Below are 19719 nucleotides of genomic sequence, written 5' to 3'. Positions count from 1 at the left end.
ACCGACTTATCCCGGGCGCCGTACGCGGCGCCCCTGGCCCCGCCCAGAGGAATTGCTGATGGATTACCTACCCATTTTCTGCCAACTGCAACATAAAGCCTGCCTGCTGGTCGGCGGCGGTGACGTCGCCGAGCGCAAGGCGCGGTTGCTGCTGGATGCCGGCGCACAGCTGACGGTCAACGCACCGACGTTCAACGAACAGTTTCAGCGCTGGGCCGAACAGGGACAGGTCACGCTGATCGGCGGCGACTTCCGTGCCGAACTGCTGGCGGAACAGTGGCTGGTGATTGCCGCCACCGACCGGGTGGAGGTCAACGCGCTGGTGTATCAGTGCGCCAATCAGCAACGGGTGTTTTGCAACGTGGTGGACGATCCTAAACGCGCCAGCTTTATCATGCCGTCGATTATCGACCGCTCGCCAATCATGGTCGCCGTTTCGTCCGGCGGGAAAGCGCCGGTGCTGGCGCGTCTGCTGCGTGAAAAACTGGAGGCCACGCTGCCGCAGCACCTCGGCCGTCTGGCGCAGTGGGGCGGTACGCTGCGCCAGCGCGTAAAACAGCGCTTTGCACGGCCTGAAGACCGCCGTCGTTTCTGGGAGCGGCTGTTTGCCCACGACCGGCTGGCGCAGTCGCTGGCCAATAACGATGACGCCATGGTCACCAGCCAGACCGAAGCGCTGTTCGCCAGCCAGACTCACGCCGGCGGTGAAGTGGTGCTGGTGGGCGCCGGGCCGGGCGATGCCGGTCTGCTGACGCTGAAAGGCCTGCAGCAGATACAGCAGGCCGATGTGGTGGTTTACGACCGTCTGGTTTCTGATGACGTAATGGCGCTGGTGCGCCGCGACGCCGAACGCATTTTTGTCGGCAAGCGCGCCGGCGATCACTGTGTGCCGCAGGCGCAGATTAACCAGATTCTGCTGGAGCAGGCGCAAAGCGGTAAACGCGTGGTGCGTCTGAAAGGCGGCGACCCGTTTATCTTCGGCCGCGGCGGCGAAGAGCTGGAGACGCTGGCGGCGGGCGGCATTCCGTTTTCCGTGGTGCCGGGCATCACCGCCGCCTCCGGCTGCTCAGCTTACAGCGGTATTCCCCTGACCCACCGCGACCATGCGCAAAGCGTCCGTCTGGTCACCGGCCATGCCAAAAGCGACGGCGATCTCGACTGGGCCACGCTGGCCGCCGGCCAGCAGACGCTGGTGTTCTATATGGGTCTGTCGCAGGCGGGAGAGATTCAGAGGCAGCTGATCGCGCACGGTATGGCCGCCGATACGCCGGTAGCACTGGTGGAGAACGGCACCAGCCGTCGTCAGCGAGTGCTTGAAGGCGAACTGCGGCAGTTGCCGGCGCTGGCGCAGCAGGCGGCCAGCCCGAGCCTGATTATTGTCGGCAGCGTCGTCAGCCTGCGCAGTCAACTGAACTGGTTCGCCAGCCGCGAAGCCGCGCCGGAGCTGGCGAAAATGGCCTGACAACGGGTTAAAAATGACAAAGGCCGGGCAAATGCCCGGCCTTTTTGCTGTCTGACGCCCTGAGTTTACGGGTGCGCCACAAAGCCGATCGCTTCATAGACTTTATTCAGCGTTTCCTGTGCACGTGCGCGCGCTTTGGCTGCGCCGTCACGCATCACCTGCTGCAGATAGGCCTCATCGTTGCGGAAACGGTGGTAACGCTCCTGCAGCTCGCCCAACATGCCGGACACCGCCTCGGCAACCGCGCCTTTCAGGTGGCCGTACATCTGGCCTTCGAACTCGGCTTCCAGCTCGGCAATTGACTTGCCGGTCACGCCGGACAGGATATCCAACAGATTGGAGACCCCTGCCTTATTGGCCACGTCGTAACGAATGACCGGCGGCTCATCGGAGTCGGTCATCGCCCGTTTGATTTTTTTGGTGACCGCTTTCGGATCTTCCAGCAGACCGATAACGTTGTTGCGGTTATCGTCCGACTTGGACATCTTCTTGGTCGGCTCCTGCAGCGACATCACGCGCGCGCCGGATTTCGGGATAAACGGCTCCGGCACCTTGAAGATATCGCCATACAGCGCGTTAAAGCGCGACGCCACATCGCGGCTCAGCTCCAGGTGCTGTTTCTGGTCTTCGCCTACCGGCACCTGGTTGGTCTGATACAGCAGAATGTCTGCCGCCATCAGCACCGGATAGTCGAACAGGCCGGCGTTGATGTTTTCCGCATAGCGGCTGGATTTATCCTTGAACTGGGTCATGCGGCTCAGTTCGCCGAAATAGGTGTAGCAGTTCAGCGCCCAGCTCAGCTGCGTATGCTCCGGTACGTGCGACTGAACAAAGATGGTGCTTTTGTTCGGATCGATGCCGCAGGCCAGATACAGCGCCAGCGTATTCAGCGTCGCTTCACGCAGCTTTGCCGCGTCCTGACGTACGGTAATCGCATGCAGGTCGACGATGCAGTAGATGCAGTCGTAATCATCCTGCATATGAACCCACTGACGCAGCGCACCCATGTAGTTGCCAATGGTCAATTCGCCGGACGGCTGCGCGCCGCTAAATACGATGGGCTTACTCATGTTTAAATTTCCTGATTCTCTAAAGATGACCGCCCAAGAACGGGCAACAGATCGGCGAAGCGTTCCAACACGCGGTCGGGATGGCTCAGGGCTATCGCTTCACCGTAGTTATAACCATACGTCAGGCCGACGCTCAGGCACCCCGCCGCCTGCGCCGCCTGAATATCATTGCGCGAGTCGCCGACGAACAACAGCTCGCCGGCCCGCAGCCCCAGCTTGCCGAGCACCAGGTACAGCGGCGCCGGATGCGGCTTTTTCTCAATCACGTCATCGCCGCCGATAATCAGCGAAAAGTAGTCGGCAATCCCCAGCGAACGCAGCAGCGGCGCGACAAACGGCGTCGGCTTGTTGGTCACCAGCGCCATCGGCATGCCGTACTCCGCCAGCTGCGCCAGCGTCTGCCGCACCTGCGGGAACAGGCGGCTGCCGTCGGCAACCGTGTCGGCATAGCAGCGGTCGAAACGTTCACGCAGTTGTCGGCACTGTTCCGGCGTCTCTTCGACCTCGGCCCAGCGCAGCGCCCGCTGCACCAGCACGTCGGCGCCGTTGCCAATCCAGGTGCTGACCCGTTCAATACCCGGCTGCGGCAGGTTCATCTCCGCCAGCGCCTGGTCCATCGCCGCGGCCAGGCCCGGCGCACTGTCAACCAGCGTGCCGTCCAGGTCAAATGCCAGAGCGCGGATGGCGTTGAAATCAGCCATGGGTGACTTTCGCCAGTTCGCTACGCATGGCGTCGATCACCGTGCGATAGTCCGGCTGGCCGAAGATGGCGGAACCGGCGACGAACATATCGGCACCCGCAGCGGCGATTTCGGCAATATTATCGACCTTCACCCCGCCGTCCACTTCCAGACGGATATCGTAGCCGCTGTCATCGATCAGCTTGCGCACCTGACGCAGCTTATCCAGCGTACCGTGGATAAATGACTGGCCGCCAAAGCCCGGGTTGACCGACATCAGCAAAATCACGTCAAGCTTATCCATCACGTAGTCGAGATAGCTCAGCGGCGTAGCCGGGTTGAACACCAGCCCGGCCTTACAGCCGTGCTCTTTGATCAGTTGGATGGTGCGGTCGACGTGCTCGGAAGCTTCAGGATGGAAAGAGATATAGCTGGCGCCGGCCTTGGCGAAGTCCGGAATAAGACGATCGACCGGCTTCACCATCAGATGAACGTCAATCGGCGCGGTGATACCGTAGTTGCGCAGCGCCTGGCACACCATCGGGCCGATGGTCAGGTTCGGTACGTAATGGTTATCCATCACGTCAAAATGCACCACATCGGCACCGGCGGCCAAGACATTCGCCGTGTCCTCGCCCAGGCGGGCAAAATCTGCCGACAGAATGGACGGGGCAATCAAACTCTTTTTCATCCGCTTCTCCAAACGTAGGGGTAGTTATGATACGCCGGGCGCCTGCATCTTTCCGGCTTAGCGATACAGCGCCAAAAGCTCGTTCACCTTGCTGCGGCCCAGAATATTACGGCTGATGGTGCGGCGGGCTTTCACCACATACAGCGCAGCATGCTGGTACCAGTCGCGCGTCAGTTCGGTATCGTGGTTAGAGATCAATACCGGCACCTGATGCTCAACCGACAGCTGATGCGCAATCTGCGCCAGCCCCTGTTGATCGTCCAGGCTGAAGCTGTTGGTGTGATAGGCGGTAAAATTCGCCGTCGCCGACAGCGGCGCATACGGCGGATCGCAATACACCACCGCACCGGCGGTCGCCTTCAGCATGGTATCGCGGTAATGCTCACAGACAAAGGTGGCATTGCGCGATTTTTCCGCAAACCAGTACAGCTCTTCCTCAGGGAAGTAAGGCTTTTTGTAACGGCCAAACGGCACGTTGAATTCGCCGCGCAGGTTATAACGGCACAGGCCGTTGTAACAATGGCGGTTCAGATACAGGAACAATAACGCCCGGCGGTACGCGTCCTGACTAGTATTAAACTCTTCGCGCAGCAGGTAAAACTGATCCGAGTTATTGAATTCATCGGCGAACAGAATGCGGGCATCGCGCACGAAATCATCCGTACGCAGCTTCACAATGTTATACAGGTTGATAAGATCGCTGTTGATATCGGCGAGAATATAGGCATCGTAATCGGTATTCAAGAACACCGACCCCGCACCTACGAAGGGCTCGATTAAGCAGTCCCCTTCCGGCAGATGACGACGAATCTCATCTACCAGCGGGTATTTTCCACCAGCCCATTTTAAAAAAGCGCGGTTTTTCTTCATGCCGTCAGTTAGCTACTTATACAATTCAGAGCGGCGGATTGTACTCTGTTTCAGACAGCACATCAGCGCACAAATTAAAATGATTGATACCCTTCATCCTGCAGGCCGCCGCCTGGCCATGGCTCGGACCTGAGGTCGTCGCATGGCGCAGGAGGGCGGCCTGAAAGCTGTCAGATTACTTTTTCTGGTCCTGCTGTACCTGACGTACAGAACGAACCCACGGTTTTTTCGCCTGCACATCCGCCGGCAATGACGCAATGGCGCGCTTCGCTTCACCGGAAGAGGCGTAAACGCCGCTCACCAGTACGAACCACGGTTTGCCGTTGCGCGTGGTTTGATACACGGAATAGTTCGGCAGCTTCTGCTGTTTGGCAAAAGCGTTCAAGGTATCGGAGCGGGACGCGCTGCTCAGCTGCAGCGTGAAGCGGCTGGCCGGGGCAGACTGGATAGCGCCGCCGCTGCCGCTGACCGCAGCGGATTTCTCAGAGGAGGCTGAGGCTTTGCTGCTGCTTGATTTATGCGTCGAGGCGGTCGGTTTGCTGGCGCTCTTCGCCGGCGTTTTATGCGGCTGCGCGGTATGGCTCTGCACCGGGCGCGTGGTTTCACGCGGCGTATTCGAACCGCCCATCACCGTCGCCGGCGCCGTCGGCAGCGTTGAATTGCCGCCCGTCATGCCTTGCGTAGCGGCATCGACCTGCCCTTGCTGCGCAGAGAGTGCATCGTTCATATTGCCCGGCAGATCCACGCGTTGCTGCGCGCCGCCCTGTTGCGGCTGTGGCTGCGCCTCGGTCGGCGTGCCGGAAATCGGCGGTACGCTGATCTCTTGCGGCTGCTGCGGCTGGGTCGTATTCACGCCGTTGGCGTCATTGGCATCGGTGGTGCCGCCCGGAACGCCATTATTCGTCGTGGTCAACGATGAGGAGCCGGACAGATTGATGTCGCGCGCCGAACCGGACTGATTGCCCTGCTGCTGCGCGGATTCGTGTTTGGTCGGCGCTTTCAGCGCAGAGCCGATCCCGATAATCAGCAGCAACAGCACCAGGATGCCGATGCCGATCATCAGATGCTGACGTGAAACGGCTAAACGCGGGCCGGGGGCCGCTTTACGCGACCGTGAGGAAGGACGATCGCTGCTATCGGGTCGGAGATCGTCTTCCGGTTTAAATTCATCCATCTAAAACCCTCCAACTGAGAGGTAAAGGCTGTTACCCCGCAGGCTGGCCGCCTTGCGTAGCACCAGCCACCTGGGGCGTATCACGGTAAAGCGACGGCGATACAGCCGATTAACCCAAATCATGATAATCGGGCAAAACCCATTCGCATGATTAATAATATAGATGCAAACCGCGGCTAAGCCACTGTTATTGCCCTCTTCTTTTGACAACACCGCCAAAACACGACGATTTATCAGAGAGCGCGCAAGTCACTTACTGCGGCAGGCAATCTTCAATCGACGCCAATACCGTATCATGCGCTACGCCGCTGCGAACCTCCGATGCGCCGATCGCCGTCGGCAGCACCAGGCGCAGTTCACCGGCCAGCACCTTCTTGTCGCGCATCATATGCGGCAGGTACGCCGCCGGCGCCATTTCCTGCGGCCCGGTCACCGGCAGGCCCGCACGCTGCAGCAAGTTGCTGACGCGCGCAATATCCTGCTCGGAAAACTGTCCCAGCCGACGTGCAGTGTGCGCCGCCATCATCATGCCGGCCGCCACGGCTTCGCCGTGCAGCCAGACGCCGTAACCCAGCTCCGCCTCAATCGCGTGGCCGTAGGTATGGCCCAGATTCAGCAGGGCGCGCAGGCCGCTTTCACGCTCATCGGCGGCAACCACCTGCGCTTTCAGTTCGCAGCAGCGACGAATGCAGTATGCCAGCGCCTGCATATCCAGCGCGACCAACGCATCGATATTATTTTCCAGCCAACGGAAGAAATCGGCATCAAGAATAATCCCATACTTGATCACTTCCGCCAGACCGGATGAAAGCTCGCGCGCCGGTAACGTCTTCAGGCAGTCCAGATCAACCACGACCGAAGCCGGCTGATAGAACGCGCCGATCATGTTTTTACCGAGCGGATGATTGACGGCGGTTTTCCCGCCAACGGAGGAGTCCACCTGCGACAGCAGCGTGGTCGGCACCTGAATAAAACGGACGCCGCGCTGGTAGCACGCCGCGGCAAACCCGGTCAGGTCGCCGATAACGCCGCCGCCAAGAGCGACCAGGGTGGTGTCGCGGCCATGGGGCTTGGCCAGCAACGCCGAGAACACCTGTTCCAGCACCGCAAGGGATTTATACTGTTCGCCATCCGGCAGAATCACCTGATCAACCACCACGCCGCTCTGTTCAAGCACCTTACGCACCTGTTCCAGATACAGCGGCGCCAGCGTCTGGTTAGTGACCAGCATCACCTGATCGCCCGCCTGCAGCGGCATAAAAGAAGCCGGATCGTTAAACAATCCGGCAGCAATGGTAATCGGGTAGCTACGCTCCCCAAGCGTTACGGTAACTCTTTCCATATCGCGCCCAGTTCCCCAATGTGGTTACTCCCCGCATCGCGGCGCGGGGAACGCAATCAGTTGTTTTCCAGCATATTGATAATCTGGTTGGCAACTACCTTAGCGCTTTGATCGTCGGTACGGATAGTGACATCGGCGATTTCTTCGTACAACGGATTGCGTTCCTTTGCCAGCGCCTCCAACACCTCACGCGGCGGCTCATCAACCTGCAGCAGCGGACGCTTTTTATCACGCTGGGTACGAGCCAACTGTTTTTCGATGGTGGTTTCTAAATAAACAACGACACCTCGCGCCGACAGACGGTTACGCGTCTCACGCGATTTCACCGAACCACCGCCGGTCGCCAGCACAATCCCTTGCTTTTCCGTCAGTTCATTAATGACTTTTTCTTCACGATCGCGGAAACCTTCTTCGCCTTCCACGTCGAATACCCAGCCCACGTCAGCTCCGGTACGTCGCTCAATTTCTTGATCGGAGTCGAAGAACTCCATATTGAGTTGCTGAGCTAACTGACGGCCAATAGTGCTTTTGCCGGCACCCATAGGCCCAACCAGAAAGATATTGCGTTTCTCTGCCATGTTTTTCGGTATTACTAAGACAATTCGTTAATGATAACCCGCCCCGCCAATCAAATCAGCGGCGGGACCTAAACTGAAACCTCATGAGCGATAGTGCGAGATCAGACGAAAAATTATCTCAACACTCTTGGTAGTTTGGCAACCGAATAAATCGCTATCCACGCCGCGGGAGGGAAACCATATGTTTTTAACGGCGTCTGAGCGTTAACAAAAAAACCTCGGAGCTCAATTCGGTAACCCTTGTAAGCTAAATCGGCCGCAGCGTCAAACTCAGATGTCTCTGTGGCGAGAAAAAAGTGCATCTGCTCATCAACTTCTGCAGATTTTCGTCGGAGAGGCCGCTGAGTGCTCAACCTTTGACCAGGGTTGGCGTGATGAAAATCACCAGTTCCCGCTTTTTATACTGTGTGCCGCTGCGTTTAAACAGCGAACCCAGCAGCGGTACATCGCCCAATCCCGGCACCTTGTCGGCGCTGCGGCTGCTTTGCCGCTGGAATATGCCGCCCAAAACGATGGTTTCGCCGTTTTTTACCGTGACCTGCGTTTTTATCTCCTGCTTGTCGATCGCCAGGGCTTCGCCCTCCCCCTGCTTGATCGCGCGGCCGGGCATGTTTTGGCTGATCTGCAACTGCAACGCAATACGACCGTTAGGTAAAATCTTCGGCGTGACCTCCATCCCCAGCACCGCCTCTTTAAATTCAACCGACGTCGCACCGCTGGCGCCGCTGGACACTTCATACGGAATTTCCGTCCCTTGCTTGATACTGGCGGTCTGCTGGTTAGCGGTGACCAGACGCGGGCTGGCGATAATCTCCAGCGCATTTTCCTGTTCCAGCGCCGTCAGTTCCAGATCCAGGATGCGTCCGCTGATGCGCGCCAAGTGAAACCCCGCGCTTATCGCACTTCGCTCCAGGGGCAAACCAACGCTAAAGTTGTCGAGCCGCAGCGCTTTCGCCGGCAGTTCTTCGTCCGCCAGCCCCCAACTGACGCCCAGCTCGCGTAAATCCTCACTGCCGATAGTAACGATATGCGCCGCCAGCTGCACCTGCTCCAGTGGCCGATCCATCTGCTGCAGCCAGTCTGCCAGCACCTTCAGCGCCGGTGCCTCGTCGCGAATCATCAGGGTGTTGGTACGCTGATCCACCACGACACTGCCGCGCTCGCTCAACAGCGCGCCGCGCTGCGCCTGTAAGCTCTGCGAGATCGCCGCCGCCTCTGCGTGATGCAGCCGCTGCGTCAGCGTCTGCAGCGGCGGCGGCATCTTCTCGGCCGGAAAGACCGTCATCACCTTGCCGTCGAGCGTCATGTTCAGCTTCCCCATCCGCAAAATCACCGCCAGCGCCTGCCGCCACGGCACCTCTTCCAGCCGCAGCGTCAGGGTGCCGCTCACCGTCTCCGCCGTCACCAGATTCAGCTGCTGATAATCTGCCAGCGCCTGCAGCACCAGAACGATCGGCGCATCATGAAACGTCAGAGAAACCGGCGCATCATCCTGTTGTGCCGCCATAACGGCGAACGATAACGCGCACAGCAGCCCCGCCAAACTTTTGCATCCTTTCATATTGCTTCCTTATTACTCCCCAAAACCAGCGTGACATCGCCGGCTGTCGGCGGACAGAGCGCATCGGTCACCACGGCCTGCAGCCTCAGCGTCTGTACGCCAATATGCGTCACCTGCCAGCACCCGTTCAGCACCTCTTGCCGGAGCTGCAGCCGCAACCAGCGCTTTTCCGGCGTGATGACCCAGCCCATACGGCGATCCGCCTGCCCGATGATGCCCGTCAGCCGCCATCGTTCGGGCGACGCGCCGGTGCCGGGACAGGATACGGCAGGCGGTTGGAAAGGATCGCGCGGCTGCGCCGCCCACAGCGCAGGCACCAACGCCAGCGCCAACCAGCCGCAATGCCTTATTGCAACAGCCATTCCGCACTCAATCCTTCCGGCTGCATCTCCAGGGATAACTGACTGATGCGCACCGTGCCCGGCAAACTTTCCAGCAACTGCAGCAAAGAGAAGTAGTCGCTGCGTAACCGCAGCCGTTGCTGCGCCGGCTGTTCCTGCCGCTGCCAACGCAACAGCCTGACGCCGGTCCGCTGCAGCACCTCCGCCAGTTCCGGTTCGGCCGGCCGCCGTTCCCGCTGCTGCGCTATCTGTTGCTCCAACGTCGCCAGCGACGGCAGCGATGCCAACTGCAGCTGCAACTGCTCCACGCGTTGCGCCTGCTGTCGGACGTCATCACTTAAGCGAGCCGACTGCCGCCACTCGCCACGGATCAGCAACATGCCGGGTAGCGCCAGCAAGACGCCAAGCAGCAGCCACTGCCAGGCCAACACTTGCCACCCTGGTCGTTGCAGCCAAAGGATAAGCCCATCAGGCAACGGCCTACTCATCATGCCTCCAGGGCGCCGTCAGGGTAAAAGAGAACAGGCCGTCCGAACGTTGCGCGACGTCCGTCAACCGATGACCGGGCAACAACGCCTGCGTCGTCAAACGGTGCGTCAGCCGGGCCAATGCCGGATACCCCTGACTCAGCCCACGCACCCGCAGGGTATGCGCCTGTGTATCCAGCGAGAGCAGCCATACGCTGGCCGGCAGCGCCGCCGCCAACTGCGGCAAAAACCGCGCATACTGCAGATTATGGGCCTGATTGCGGCGATGCTGCGCCTGGCGTTCACTCAGCCGCGTTAGTTCCCCCGTCGCCGCTTGAATCAGCCGATACTGCTGCTGCAACGCCTCGTTCTGCTGCGTGTATTGCTGCAGCAGGCTGCGCTGTTGCTGCTGCCGATGGCGCACGCCTGCCAACATCACGGCGGCGATCGTCAGCGCCAATGCCAGCTGCAGCGTCAGCAAACGTAGCCAGAAGCGTGCGCGTCGACGCTGCGCCCGCTGGCGCCAGGGCAATAAATTCACCTGATACATCAGCAGTCCTCCTGACGCAGCGCCAGCCCGCCGGCCAGCACAAAGGCCCCCGGCTTTGCCGGCAGCGGCGCCTGCCGGTAAGGGAAAGCGTCAAGCGGCGACCATAGCCGTGCCCCCTCCGGTGCGGGTTCATCCTGTACGCTGCTGTAATACAGCGTCTCCGCTCCGGCGTTGGCGGCCAACACCGCCGCTAACGCCCGATCGGCACCGTCCGTCTCCGACTCGCGCAGCACGCCGCAGGCAAAAGCAGCACTGCGCGGCGCCGCCCACAGCCAGTGATCGTCCAGCCGATGCAGCAAAACGGCATCGGCCGGCAGCCCGGCCGCCTCCCCCATGGCCAACAACGCGCAGGGCGTGATATCCACCACCTGCGGTGAGAGATCGGCCTGCTGCAGGCAGCGCAGCCACATCTGCAGTTCCTGCTGGCGGGCGGCGGTGAGCAACAGTTGCGCCGCCCGTTCCTGCGGCGGACGGTAGTCCAGCGCCAGCGTCTGGCTGTCGAGCGGGAACTGCTTCGCCCCCTGCGCGGTGATATAGCGATCGCGCGCCGGCTCCTGCAGCCGAGCATCCGGCGCCGGTATGACATGTTGTAAAACCCGTTGCACAGGTAAGGCAATGCGTAAGGAAATATGTCTCGGCAAGCGGATTCGCCATTGCCGCAACAGCGGAATTAAACTTTCGGATTGATCCAGATAACCGTCGCGCAATACGGCATACGGCAAGTTTTGTTGCCACCAGTGCCGCAGCTGCCAACCGCCGCGACGCTGTTGTGCCGCGATTGCACGCAGGCTGTTGCTCTGTATGTCGAGCCCCACATTCCATGTGTTCGGGAACATATTTTGACCCGCCTCCTTAAGATGAGATGATAAAAGAACATATCCATGGCGAAGCCTTACCTTTATACTACCGCGCGGTTGTTTATAAACTGCCCAAATGACATGAAAATGGGAAATCTCAGGTGAAGTTCGTAAAGTATTTTCTAATCCTTGCAGTATGTTGCATCGTGCTGGGAGCAGCCTCGGTTTTTGGCTTGTACAAATATGTCGAGCCACAGCTGCCCGACGTCGCAACGCTGAAAGATGTCCGACTGCAAATCCCGATGCAGGTTTACAGTGCCGATGGCGAACTGATCGCCCAATACGGCGAAAAACGCCGTATTCCGCTCAAACTGGATCAAATTCCGCCGGTGATGGTGCGCGCCTTTATCGCCACCGAGGACAGCCGGTTCTATGAGCACCACGGCGTTGACCCGATCGGTATCTTCCGCGCCGCGTCGGTGGCGATGGTCTCCGGCCACGCGTCCCAGGGGGCAAGTACCATCACCCAACAGCTCGCCAGAAACTTCTTCCTGAGTCCGGAACGCACGCTGATGCGTAAGATTAAGGAAGCGTTTTTGGCGGTGCGTATTGAGCAGATGCTGACGAAAGATGAAATTCTTGAGCTGTATCTGAACAAAATTTATCTGGGTTACCGCTCCTACGGCGTCGGCGCCGCGGCGCAGGTCTATTTCGGCAAAGACGTCAGTCAGCTGACCCTGAGCGAAATCGCCACCATCGCCGGCCTGCCGAAGGCGCCGTCCACCTTTAACCCGCTCTATTCGCACGATCGCGCCGTGGCGCGCCGTAACGTGGTGCTGGCCCGTATGCTGGGTGAACACTACATCAACCAGGCGCAATACGACGAAGCGCGTAACGAGCCGCTGGTAGCCAACTACCACGCGCCGCAGATCAGCTTCTCCGCCCCCTATCTCGCCGAGATGGTGCGCCAGGAAATGATCAAGCGTTACGGTGAAAACGCCTACACCGACGGCTACAAGGTCTATACCACCGTCACCAAGAAGCTGCAGCTGGCGGCACAGCAGTCGGTACGCGACAACGTGCTGGCGTACGATATGCGCCACGGCTACCGCGGCCCGTCCAATGTGCTGTGGAAAGTCGGCGAAGCTGCCTGGGATCAGAAGCAAATCACCACCTCGCTCAAAGGCCTGCCAAACTACGGCCCGCTGGCGCCGGCGGTGATCACCGCCGCCAATGCCGAGCAGGCAACCGCCATGCTGGCGGACGGCAGCAGCATCGCTCTGCCGATGGCGGGCATGCGCTGGGCGCGCCCTTACAAATCCGACACGCTGCAAGGCCCGACGCCGAAGCGCGTGACCGATGTGGTGCAGGTTGGCCAGCAGGTCTGGGTGCGTAAGGTTAACGATGCCTGGTGGCTGTCGCAGGTGCCGGACGTCAACTCCGCGCTGATATCGCTGAATCCGCATGACGGCGCCGTGAAAGCGCTGGTCGGCGGTTTCGACTTCAACCAGAGCAAGTTCAACCGCGTAACCCAGGCGCTGCGTCAGGTCGGCTCCAATATCAAGCCGTTCCTGTATACCGCAGCGATGGATAAAGGCTTAACGCTGGCCACGATCCTGAACGACCTGCCGGTCACCCGCTGGGATGCCGGCTCCGGCACCGAATGGCGGCCGAAGAACTCGCCGCCTACCTACGTCGGTCCAATCCGTCTGCGTCAGGGTCTGGGGCAGTCGAAGAACGTGGTGATGGTGCGCGCCATGCGTGCGATGGGCGTCGACTACGCGGCTGAATACCTGCAGCGTTTCGGCTTCCCGGCGCAAAACATCGTGCATTCAGAGTCGCTGGCGCTGGGTTCCGCCTCCTTCACCCCGATGCAGCTGGTGCGCGGCTACGCCGTGCTGGCGAACGGCGGTTATCTGGTGGATCCGTACTTCATCACGCATATCGAAGATGAAACCGGCAACACCATTTTTGAAGCCAAGCCGAAAGTGGTCTGCAACAGCTGTAACCTGCCGGTGATTTACGGCGACACCCACCGTTCGGCGGTGCTGTCGGACGATAACGTGGAAAACGTGGCGGTCTCACAGGAAGACAACAACAACGCCGGCGTGCCAATGCCGAAGCTGGAGCAGGTTACCCCGGCCCAGGTGCTGCAGGACGGCGATCAGCAGTATGCGCCGCACGTGATCAACACGCCGCTGTCATTCCTGATCCACGATGCGCTGAACAGCAACATCTACGGCGAACCGGGCTGGATGGGCACCGGCTGGCGCGCCGGCCGCGATCTGAAACGTCGTGATATCGGCGGCAAAACCGGCACCACCAACAGCTCGAAAGACGCCTGGTTCTCCGGCTATGGCCCGGATACGGTCACCACCGTCTGGATCGGCTTTGATGACCACCGCCGCACCCTGGGTCGCTCAACGGCCTCCGGCGCCATTCCGGACCAGATTTCCGGCGGCGAAGGCGGTGCGAAGAGCGCGCAGCCGGCGTGGGATGAGTTTATGAAGATTGCGCTGGAAGGCATTCCGGAGCAGAAAGCCACGCCGCCGCAGGGCATTATCAGCGTTATTATCGACAAGAGCACCGGCAAACTGTCGAAAGGCGGCGCCGGCAGCCGTTCCGAGTACTTTATCGAAGGCACGCAGCCAACGGAGTACCCGACCTACGATGCCGGCACCACCCTGATGGATTCCGGCGGCGAAAGCCACGAACTGTTCTAACCATAAACAAGGGCCAGAGAAATCTGGCCCTTTTTATTTGCGCTGTGTCAGGCGATAAACATCGCGTGCGACCGTTTAACGGCCGCCGCGCAGGAAGGCCTCGGCCAGGAACAACGCGCTGACGTTACGCGCTTCGCGAAAATCCGGTTCCGCCAACAGCGCCATCATATTGGCAATGGGCCAGCGCACCTGCGGCAGCGGCTCCGGCTCGTCCCCTTCCAGCTTTTGCGGGTACAGATCGTGTGCCAGCACGATATTCATCTTGCTGGAGAAATAGGACGGCGCCATGGTTAACTTGCTGAGGAAATCAAAGCGCTCCGCTCCGAAGCCCACCTCTTCCATCAATTCGCGGTTGGCGGCTTCCAGCACCTCTTCACCCGGGTCGATCAGCCCCTTCGGGAACCCCAGCTCATAGGATTCCGTGCCGACCGCATACTCGCGAATCAACAGCAGGTCGTCGCCAATTACCGGCACAATCATCACCGCTTCACGGTCGGAAGGCCGCATACGTTCGTATACTCGCCGCACACCGTTGCTGAACTCCAGATCGACAGATTCAACGTTAAACAAGCGCGAACGTGCGATGGTTTCTACCTTCAGGATTTTAGGTTTTTGCAGGTGTTTATCCATGATTGCCTCAAAATGCGTTACCGCCCTGCGCCTCCCAAGTATGGTGCCGAGGATAGGGTAACCGGAATAATGATTGGCGCAGCATGCCGTTAACGACATGATGAGACGCTGACCATTGTCGATCTTGATCACATTGTGCGTTAATGGGAACCTTGGTCGCAACGCATACAGCCTCTAATTTACTTTTTTTTAACAACTCCGGCCAGCAGATGCCTTTTTTCTCCGCTAATTCAGCAAATAAATCGTGTTAAAATAGGACAATGCCGATATTAGCAGTGGTCGCCGCTTGTTATCATCGTGCAGGATTGGGGTTTGTTTAACCGTGCGTTTTTTCATTTTTACCGGCGCCGCAGCTGCCTCATTCTGATTTACTGCATATAATAGGCAACTTTATCATCAGGTTGACGGGAGTCATGGCGTAATATGGGGATAGCATGAGCACAATAGTGTTGATATTAGCCTTAGTGCTTGCCTGTCTGATAATTGCTGGCCTGTATTTTTGGTTTAAAGCTCGCAACCGGCCGGTATTGGCCCGTTCATTGCCCTTTCTCAAGCCGACGCACCGCAAGCTGACGTCGGAAGAGCGAGCGGCAGTCGAGCACTACCTCGGTCAGCAAAACCGGCTGGGCAATAAACTGCTGCCCAGCAGCTCGCCCCTGTCCGCCAGTAAGCTGGCGCTGACCCCGCAAAGCGACAACGTCTACCCGGTTACCCACGCGATTACCCGTTACGGCCTCGCCAGCGATGAGCCGAACAAATGGCGCTACTATCTGGACTCCGAAGAGGTGCATCTGCCGCCGTTCTGGGAACAGTACATCAGCGCCGACAACCACGTGGAAATCATCAAAACGCAGACGCTGCCGCTGGTGATCTCCCTCAACGGCCACTCGCTCACCGACCATATCAACGATCGCCCGCTGCCGCCGGTCGTCAGCGCCGAACCGGCGCGCAACGCTTCCATCCGCAAGGAAGAAAGCGAACATGTCGAGCTGCTGAATATCCGTAAGGAAACGCCGGAAGAACATATGCTCAGCAGGCCCAGCGGCCTGAAGGAAGCCGGCATTATTTCCGCCGCCCTGCTGCTGCTGTTCTTCAGCCTGATCAGCCCCGTTCTGGTGGTGCCGTGGATGATTTTCGTCGCGGTGCTGATGATCGCCTGGGGGTGCTGGAACCTGTTCCGCCGCCCGGCCGATCATGAACTGAAAGAGATTCATTGCCTGCGCGGCACGCCGAAGCGCTGGGGGCTGTTCGGCGAGTCCGGTCAGGGGCAGATCAGCAACATCTCGCTCGGCACCGTCGACCTGGCGTATCCCACGCACTGGCAGTCGTTCGTCAGCGCAGATCTGGGCAAGCCTACCGACGTCGATATCTATCTCAACCGCCAGGTGGTGCGCCAGGGGCGTTACCTGTCGCTGCATGATGAAATGAAGCACTTCCCGCTGCAGCACTGGGGGAAGAACGCCGCGCTGATCGCCAGCTCGCTGCTGGTGCTGATTTTACTGCTGAGTTACATCCCGCTGGGCCTGCCGCTGAAACTGAGCGTCGCCTGGCTGCAGGGTGCACAGCGCACCGAAGTCAGCAGCGTACAGGCGCTGGAAACCATCCCTCTGCACGTCGGCGACAGCCTGAAAATTCAGGGCAGCGGCATGTGCTATGTACCGTCGACGCCGGTCAATGCCTCGGCGGCCGGCTTTATGCCGTTCGACTGCTCGGGCATTTACTGGAACACCGCCGCGCCGCTGCCACAGCCGGAGTCGGACATTATCGATAAGGCCTCGGCGCTGCTCACCACGGTCAACAGCCAGCTGCATCCCAGCGGCAGCGACCAGAAAATCAACCCGCAGCTGGCCAGCGCCATCGAAAAGTCCGGCATGATTCTGCTGGATGATTTTTCTGATATTGTGCTGAAGACCCGTGACCTGTGCGGGGAAAGCAACGACTGCGTGCGGCTGAAAAACGCTCTGGTGAACCTTGGCAATGCCAAAGACTGGAACAGCCTGGTAAAACGCGCACGTTCCGGCTCGCTGGACGGCGTCAACGTCCTGCTGCGGCCGGTCAGTGCCGAATCTCTGGAACGGCTGACCAAATCGGCCACCTCCTCCTTCGTGTATCAGGAAACCCGTCAGGCGGCAGCGGCGCTGAACAGCCCGCCGCCGGGCGGTTTCCTGATCTCCAGCGATGAAGGCAAACAGCTGGTGAACCATACGCTGCAGCCGGCCGCATCGCCGAATGAAGACAATGCGCTGGAGCAGTGGAATGCGCTGAAGCGAATGACCAGCGTTCTGCTGCATACGCCGTTTGAAGCGCAGGGCGTTATCACCAGCCTCAGCACCGACGCCAACGGAACCCGCCATATCGCGCTGCACAGCGAGCCGGATATCATCACGCTGTGGCGCTACCTCGGCACCAGCCTGTTGCTGATCGGAGTGACGTTCGGCCTCGGTTACAATACGTTCCGCTTGATCCAGCGTCAGCGGATGAACCGCCGCCGGCTGGCTGACATTCAGAGCTATTATGAAAGCTGCTTTAACCCGCAGCTGACGCCTGTCTCACTGCATTCCAGGGACTAAGTCCTGACGGGCCGGCGGCGCCGGCCCGTTCTCACGTATTGTCATCTGCTTATGCTACCCTAACCCTATATTCTCCGCCCTTCCCGCCGGTACGACGACGGGCGGAAACACCGTTTTCACAATGGGCGACCAGGCCTGCCGCTGGAGTATTCATGGTTCCTGAATTTGATTGGCGCAATATAGATACCGTTTTGCTGGACATGGACGGCACCCTGCTCGATCTGGAGTTCGACAGCCACTTTTGGCTGCAGCGGGTGCCGCAGGCGCTGAGCGCCCAGCGCGACATCTCGTTTGAGCAGGCCCGTCAAATGATTGACGCCGAGTATGCCGCAGTACAGCACACCATGAACTGGTACTGCTTTGATTACTGGAGCTCGCGACTGGATCTGGATATTTACGCCATGACCAGCGAAGCCGGCTCCCGCGCCCGCCTGCGCGATGATACCGCGCCGTTTCTGCAGGCGCTGCGCGACTCCGGCCGCCAGGCCATTTTGCTGACCAATGCGCATCCGCACAGTCTGGCGGTAAAAATTGCGCATACCGGCCTCGATCGGCACCTTGATTTATTACTTTCCACCCACACATTTGGATATCCGAAGGAAGATCAGCGCCTGTGGCAGGCGGTGCAGCAACGCATCGGCTTCGATCCGCAGCGCACGCTGTTCGTGGATGACGGCGAACCGATTCTGGACGCCGCGCACCGGTTTGGCATTCGCTATTGTCTCGGCGTACAAAATCCGGATTCCAGCATGGCGGAAAAAACTTTCCAGCGTCATCCGTCCATGCGCGATTACCGTCAGTTGATACCGGCGCTGGCACGGGAGCCAAAATGAAAGCAAAAACGACGAGCGATGACGCCGTCCGTTTAGACAAGTGGCTGTGGGCCGCACGGTTTTACAAAACCCGTTCGCTGGCGCGCGAGATGATCGACGGCGGCAAAGTGCACTATAACGGCCAGCGCAGCAAGCCCAGCAAGAACGTCGAGCTGAACGCGGAGATCAAGCTGCGTCAGGGAAATGAGGAACGCACGGTAATCGTGCTGGCGCTCAACGGCCAGCGGCGCGGCGCCGGCGAAGCGCAGCTGATGTATGAGGAAACCACAGCCAGCATCGCCAACCGGGAAAAGATGGCGCAGGCACGCAAGCTGAACGCTCTGAGCATGCCGCATCCGGACCGCCGTCCGGACAAGAAGGAACGGCGCACCCTGATTAAATTTAAATTTGGCGAGTCGGAATAATCCCTCGCCTCACAGAGAGAAAACTATGTCTAATCATGACCAATTACACCGTTACCTGTTCGAGAACTACGCGGTGCGCGGTGAGCTGGTTACCCTCAGCGACACCTATCGGCACATTCTGGAAAACCACGACTACCCTGCCCCGGTGCAGGCGCTGCTGGGTGAAATGCTGGTGGCAACCAGCCTGCTGACGGCAACCCTGAAATTCGACGGCGATATTACCGTACAGCTGCAGGGCGACGGCCCGCTGAAGCTGGCGGTGATCAATGGCAACAACCAGCAGGAAATGCGCGGTGTGGCGCGCCTGCAGGGCGATATCGCCGACGGCAGCACGCTGCAGCAGATGATCGGCAACGGCGTGATGGTCATTACCATTACCCCGGCCGAGGGCGAGCGCTATCAGGGCGTAGTGGCGCTGGAAGGCGAAACCCTGGCCGAGTGCCTGGAGAACTATTTCCGCCAGTCGGAACAGCTGCCGACCCGTCTGTTTATTCGCACCGGCGAGGCTGACGGCCAGCCGGCCGCCGGCGGCATGCTGCTGCAGGTTCTGCCAGCGCAGGACGAACAAAACGCTGACGACTTCGATCACCTGGTGCAGCTGACCGCCACCATCAAGAACGAAGAGCTGTTCACTCTGCCGGCCAATGAAGTGCTGTACCGCCTGTACCACCAGGAAGAGGTGACGCTGTATGAACCGCAGCCGGTCATATTCCGCTGCACCTGCTCGCGCCAGCGCTGCGCCGACGCGCTGCTGACGCTGCCCACCGATGAGGTGGCCGATATGCTGGAGCAGGACGGCAACATCGATATGCACTGCGACTATTGCGGCAACCATTACGTGTTTGATGCGATGGACGTCGCCGCGTTATATGCAGGTAACACCGGCGAAAGCGACCAGTTACACTAAGTTGCACCCCATACTGACGGGGCCGAAGCGCGCCCCGTCAGCCCTTTCCGTTTGCACGTTTGCTTTTTT

The 19719-nt window shown here is 59.5% G+C and carries 19 protein-coding genes; 6 read left to right on the top strand and 13 right to left on the bottom strand.

Annotated features, from left to right (window positions below; translation table 11 throughout):
* Positions 1 to 58 precede the first annotated feature (58 nt).
* Positions 59 to 1462 carry a siroheme synthase CysG gene (gene cysG, locus HF675_RS01280; RefSeq protein ID WP_111737899.1) on the top strand — a complete coding sequence of 468 codons (1404 nt, stop codon included), beginning with the start codon at positions 59 to 61 and terminating at the stop codon, positions 1460 to 1462.
* Between the two features lie 65 nt (positions 1463 to 1527).
* On the opposite strand, the gene trpS is transcribed toward cysG, so the two are convergent.
* The 12 genes from trpS to pilM form a co-directional block, all read right to left on the bottom strand.
* Positions 1528 to 2532 (bottom strand): tryptophan--tRNA ligase, encoded by a 1005-nt coding sequence (gene trpS / locus HF675_RS01275; RefSeq protein ID WP_105232923.1) that lies wholly within the window; start codon positions 2530 to 2532, stop codon positions 1528 to 1530.
* 2 nt (positions 2533 to 2534) lie between these two features.
* A complete protein-coding gene (locus tag HF675_RS01270; RefSeq protein ID WP_105232924.1) occupies positions 2535 to 3233 on the bottom strand; it encodes a phosphoglycolate phosphatase in 699 nt (232 codons plus the stop codon).
* On the bottom strand, positions 3226 to 3903 hold the full coding sequence (gene rpe, locus HF675_RS01265) for a ribulose-phosphate 3-epimerase (protein ID WP_105232925.1): 678 nt from the start codon (positions 3901 to 3903) through the stop codon (positions 3226 to 3228). Before rpe ends, HF675_RS01270 begins: the two co-directional genes overlap by 8 nt.
* Positions 3904 to 3960: 57 nt before the next feature.
* Positions 3961 to 4773, bottom strand: a complete 813-nt coding sequence (gene dam / locus HF675_RS01260) for an adenine-specific DNA-methyltransferase (protein WP_015962195.1) — start codon at positions 4771 to 4773, stop codon at positions 3961 to 3963.
* A gap of 175 nt (positions 4774 to 4948) precedes the next feature.
* On the bottom strand, positions 4949 to 5947 hold the full coding sequence (locus tag HF675_RS01255; RefSeq protein ID WP_187043937.1) for an SPOR domain-containing protein: 999 nt from the start codon (positions 5945 to 5947) through the stop codon (positions 4949 to 4951).
* Between the two features lie 253 nt (positions 5948 to 6200).
* The gene (gene aroB, locus HF675_RS01250) at positions 6201 to 7289 is read right to left on the bottom strand and encodes a 3-dehydroquinate synthase (RefSeq protein WP_187043936.1); all 1089 of its coding nucleotides are present in this window, start codon (positions 7287 to 7289) and stop codon (positions 6201 to 6203) included.
* Positions 7290 to 7345: 56 nt separating this feature from the next.
* Positions 7346 to 7867 (bottom strand): shikimate kinase AroK, encoded by a 522-nt coding sequence (aroK, locus tag HF675_RS01245; RefSeq protein WP_015962198.1) that lies wholly within the window; start codon positions 7865 to 7867, stop codon positions 7346 to 7348.
* 349 nt (positions 7868 to 8216) lie between these two features.
* Entirely contained in the window at positions 8217 to 9428 is a 1212-nt protein-coding gene (hofQ, locus tag HF675_RS01240) for a DNA uptake porin HofQ (RefSeq protein ID WP_111737900.1), read from the bottom strand.
* Complete coding sequence (locus tag HF675_RS01235; RefSeq protein WP_187043935.1) at positions 9425 to 9790, bottom strand: HofP DNA utilization family protein; 366 nt, start codon at positions 9788 to 9790, stop codon at positions 9425 to 9427. The genes hofQ and HF675_RS01235 overlap by 4 nt, the downstream gene beginning before the upstream one ends.
* Positions 9775 to 10200: a hypothetical protein gene (locus tag HF675_RS01230; RefSeq protein ID WP_158684853.1), complete on the bottom strand. Its 426-nt coding sequence runs from the start codon at positions 10198 to 10200 to the stop codon at positions 9775 to 9777. Before HF675_RS01230 ends, HF675_RS01235 begins: the two co-directional genes overlap by 16 nt.
* A gap of 49 nt (positions 10201 to 10249) precedes the next feature.
* Entirely contained in the window at positions 10250 to 10786 is a 537-nt protein-coding gene (locus tag HF675_RS01225) for a PilN domain-containing protein (protein ID WP_111737902.1), read from the bottom strand.
* A complete protein-coding gene (gene pilM / locus HF675_RS01220) occupies positions 10786 to 11622 on the bottom strand; it encodes a type IV pilus biogenesis protein PilM (RefSeq protein ID WP_187043934.1) in 837 nt (278 codons plus the stop codon). The genes HF675_RS01225 and pilM overlap by 1 nt, the downstream gene beginning before the upstream one ends.
* 122 nt (positions 11623 to 11744) lie before the next feature.
* Between pilM and mrcA the strand changes: the two genes are divergently transcribed.
* Complete coding sequence (gene mrcA / locus HF675_RS01215; RefSeq protein ID WP_105232933.1) at positions 11745 to 14306, top strand: peptidoglycan glycosyltransferase/peptidoglycan DD-transpeptidase MrcA; 2562 nt, start codon at positions 11745 to 11747, stop codon at positions 14304 to 14306.
* A gap of 75 nt (positions 14307 to 14381) precedes the next feature.
* Here the strand turns inward: mrcA and nudE are convergent, their stop codons facing one another.
* The gene (gene nudE / locus HF675_RS01210; RefSeq protein WP_105232934.1) at positions 14382 to 14936 is read right to left on the bottom strand and encodes an ADP compounds hydrolase NudE; all 555 of its coding nucleotides are present in this window, start codon (positions 14934 to 14936) and stop codon (positions 14382 to 14384) included.
* 434 nt (positions 14937 to 15370) lie between these two features.
* On the opposite strand from nudE, the gene HF675_RS01205 reads away from it, so the two are divergent.
* From HF675_RS01205 to hslO, 4 genes are all read left to right on the top strand, one after another.
* A complete protein-coding gene (locus tag HF675_RS01205) occupies positions 15371 to 17506 on the top strand; it encodes an intracellular growth attenuator family protein (protein WP_105232935.1) in 2136 nt (711 codons plus the stop codon).
* Between the two features lie 152 nt (positions 17507 to 17658).
* Complete coding sequence (gene yrfG / locus HF675_RS01200) at positions 17659 to 18339, top strand: GMP/IMP nucleotidase (protein ID WP_105232936.1); 681 nt, start codon at positions 17659 to 17661, stop codon at positions 18337 to 18339.
* Positions 18336 to 18743, top strand: a complete 408-nt coding sequence (gene hslR, locus HF675_RS01195; protein ID WP_187043933.1) for a ribosome-associated heat shock protein Hsp15 — start codon at positions 18336 to 18338, stop codon at positions 18741 to 18743. The genes yrfG and hslR overlap by 4 nt, the downstream gene beginning before the upstream one ends.
* A gap of 25 nt (positions 18744 to 18768) precedes the next feature.
* Positions 18769 to 19650 carry an Hsp33 family molecular chaperone HslO gene (gene hslO / locus HF675_RS01190; RefSeq protein WP_105232938.1) on the top strand — a complete coding sequence of 294 codons (882 nt, stop codon included), beginning with the start codon at positions 18769 to 18771 and terminating at the stop codon, positions 19648 to 19650.
* Positions 19651 to 19719: the final 69 nt, after the last annotated feature.

This window comes from Serratia sp. JUb9, assembly GCF_014298095.1.
GTDB lineage: Bacteria > Pseudomonadota > Gammaproteobacteria > Enterobacterales > Enterobacteriaceae > Serratia_B > Serratia_B rhizosphaerae.
This window is presented reverse-complemented; position numbering and strand designations above follow the sequence as displayed.

What these genes read in the sequence shown, in the direction of transcription:
- HF675_RS01255 (WP_187043937.1), bottom strand. Translation starts at nt 5,947, where the DNA reads ATGGATGAATTTAAACCGGAAGACGATCTCCGACCCGATAGCAGCGAT.
- aroK (WP_015962198.1), bottom strand. Translation starts at nt 7,867, where the DNA reads ATGGCAGAGAAACGCAATATCTTTCTGGTTGGGCCTATGGGTGCCGGC.
- hslR (WP_187043933.1), top strand. Translation starts at nt 18,336, where the DNA reads ATGAAAGCAAAAACGACGAGCGATGACGCCGTCCGTTTAGACAAGTGG.
- rpe (WP_105232925.1), bottom strand. Translation starts at nt 3,903, where the DNA reads ATGAAAAAGAGTTTGATTGCCCCGTCCATTCTGTCGGCAGATTTTGCC.
- trpS (WP_105232923.1), bottom strand. Translation starts at nt 2,532, where the DNA reads ATGAGTAAGCCCATCGTATTTAGCGGCGCGCAGCCGTCCGGCGAATTG.
- HF675_RS01270 (WP_105232924.1), bottom strand. Translation starts at nt 3,233, where the DNA reads ATGGCTGATTTCAACGCCATCCGCGCTCTGGCATTTGACCTGGACGGC.
- nudE (WP_105232934.1), bottom strand. Translation starts at nt 14,936, where the DNA reads ATGGATAAACACCTGCAAAAACCTAAAATCCTGAAGGTAGAAACCATC.
- dam (WP_015962195.1), bottom strand. Translation starts at nt 4,773, where the DNA reads ATGAAGAAAAACCGCGCTTTTTTAAAATGGGCTGGTGGAAAATACCCG.
- HF675_RS01225 (WP_111737902.1), bottom strand. Translation starts at nt 10,786, where the DNA reads ATGTATCAGGTGAATTTATTGCCCTGGCGCCAGCGGGCGCAGCGTCGA.
- hofQ (WP_111737900.1), bottom strand. Translation starts at nt 9,428, where the DNA reads ATGAAAGGATGCAAAAGTTTGGCGGGGCTGCTGTGCGCGTTATCGTTC.
- yrfG (WP_105232936.1), top strand. Translation starts at nt 17,659, where the DNA reads ATGGTTCCTGAATTTGATTGGCGCAATATAGATACCGTTTTGCTGGAC.
- hslO (WP_105232938.1), top strand. Translation starts at nt 18,769, where the DNA reads ATGTCTAATCATGACCAATTACACCGTTACCTGTTCGAGAACTACGCG.
- HF675_RS01235 (WP_187043935.1), bottom strand. Translation starts at nt 9,790, where the DNA reads ATGGCTGTTGCAATAAGGCATTGCGGCTGGTTGGCGCTGGCGTTGGTG.
- pilM (WP_187043934.1), bottom strand. Translation starts at nt 11,622, where the DNA reads ATGTTCCCGAACACATGGAATGTGGGGCTCGACATACAGAGCAACAGC.
- aroB (WP_187043936.1), bottom strand. Translation starts at nt 7,289, where the DNA reads ATGGAAAGAGTTACCGTAACGCTTGGGGAGCGTAGCTACCCGATTACC.
- cysG (WP_111737899.1), top strand. Translation starts at nt 59, where the DNA reads ATGGATTACCTACCCATTTTCTGCCAACTGCAACATAAAGCCTGCCTG.
- HF675_RS01205 (WP_105232935.1), top strand. Translation starts at nt 15,371, where the DNA reads ATGAGCACAATAGTGTTGATATTAGCCTTAGTGCTTGCCTGTCTGATA.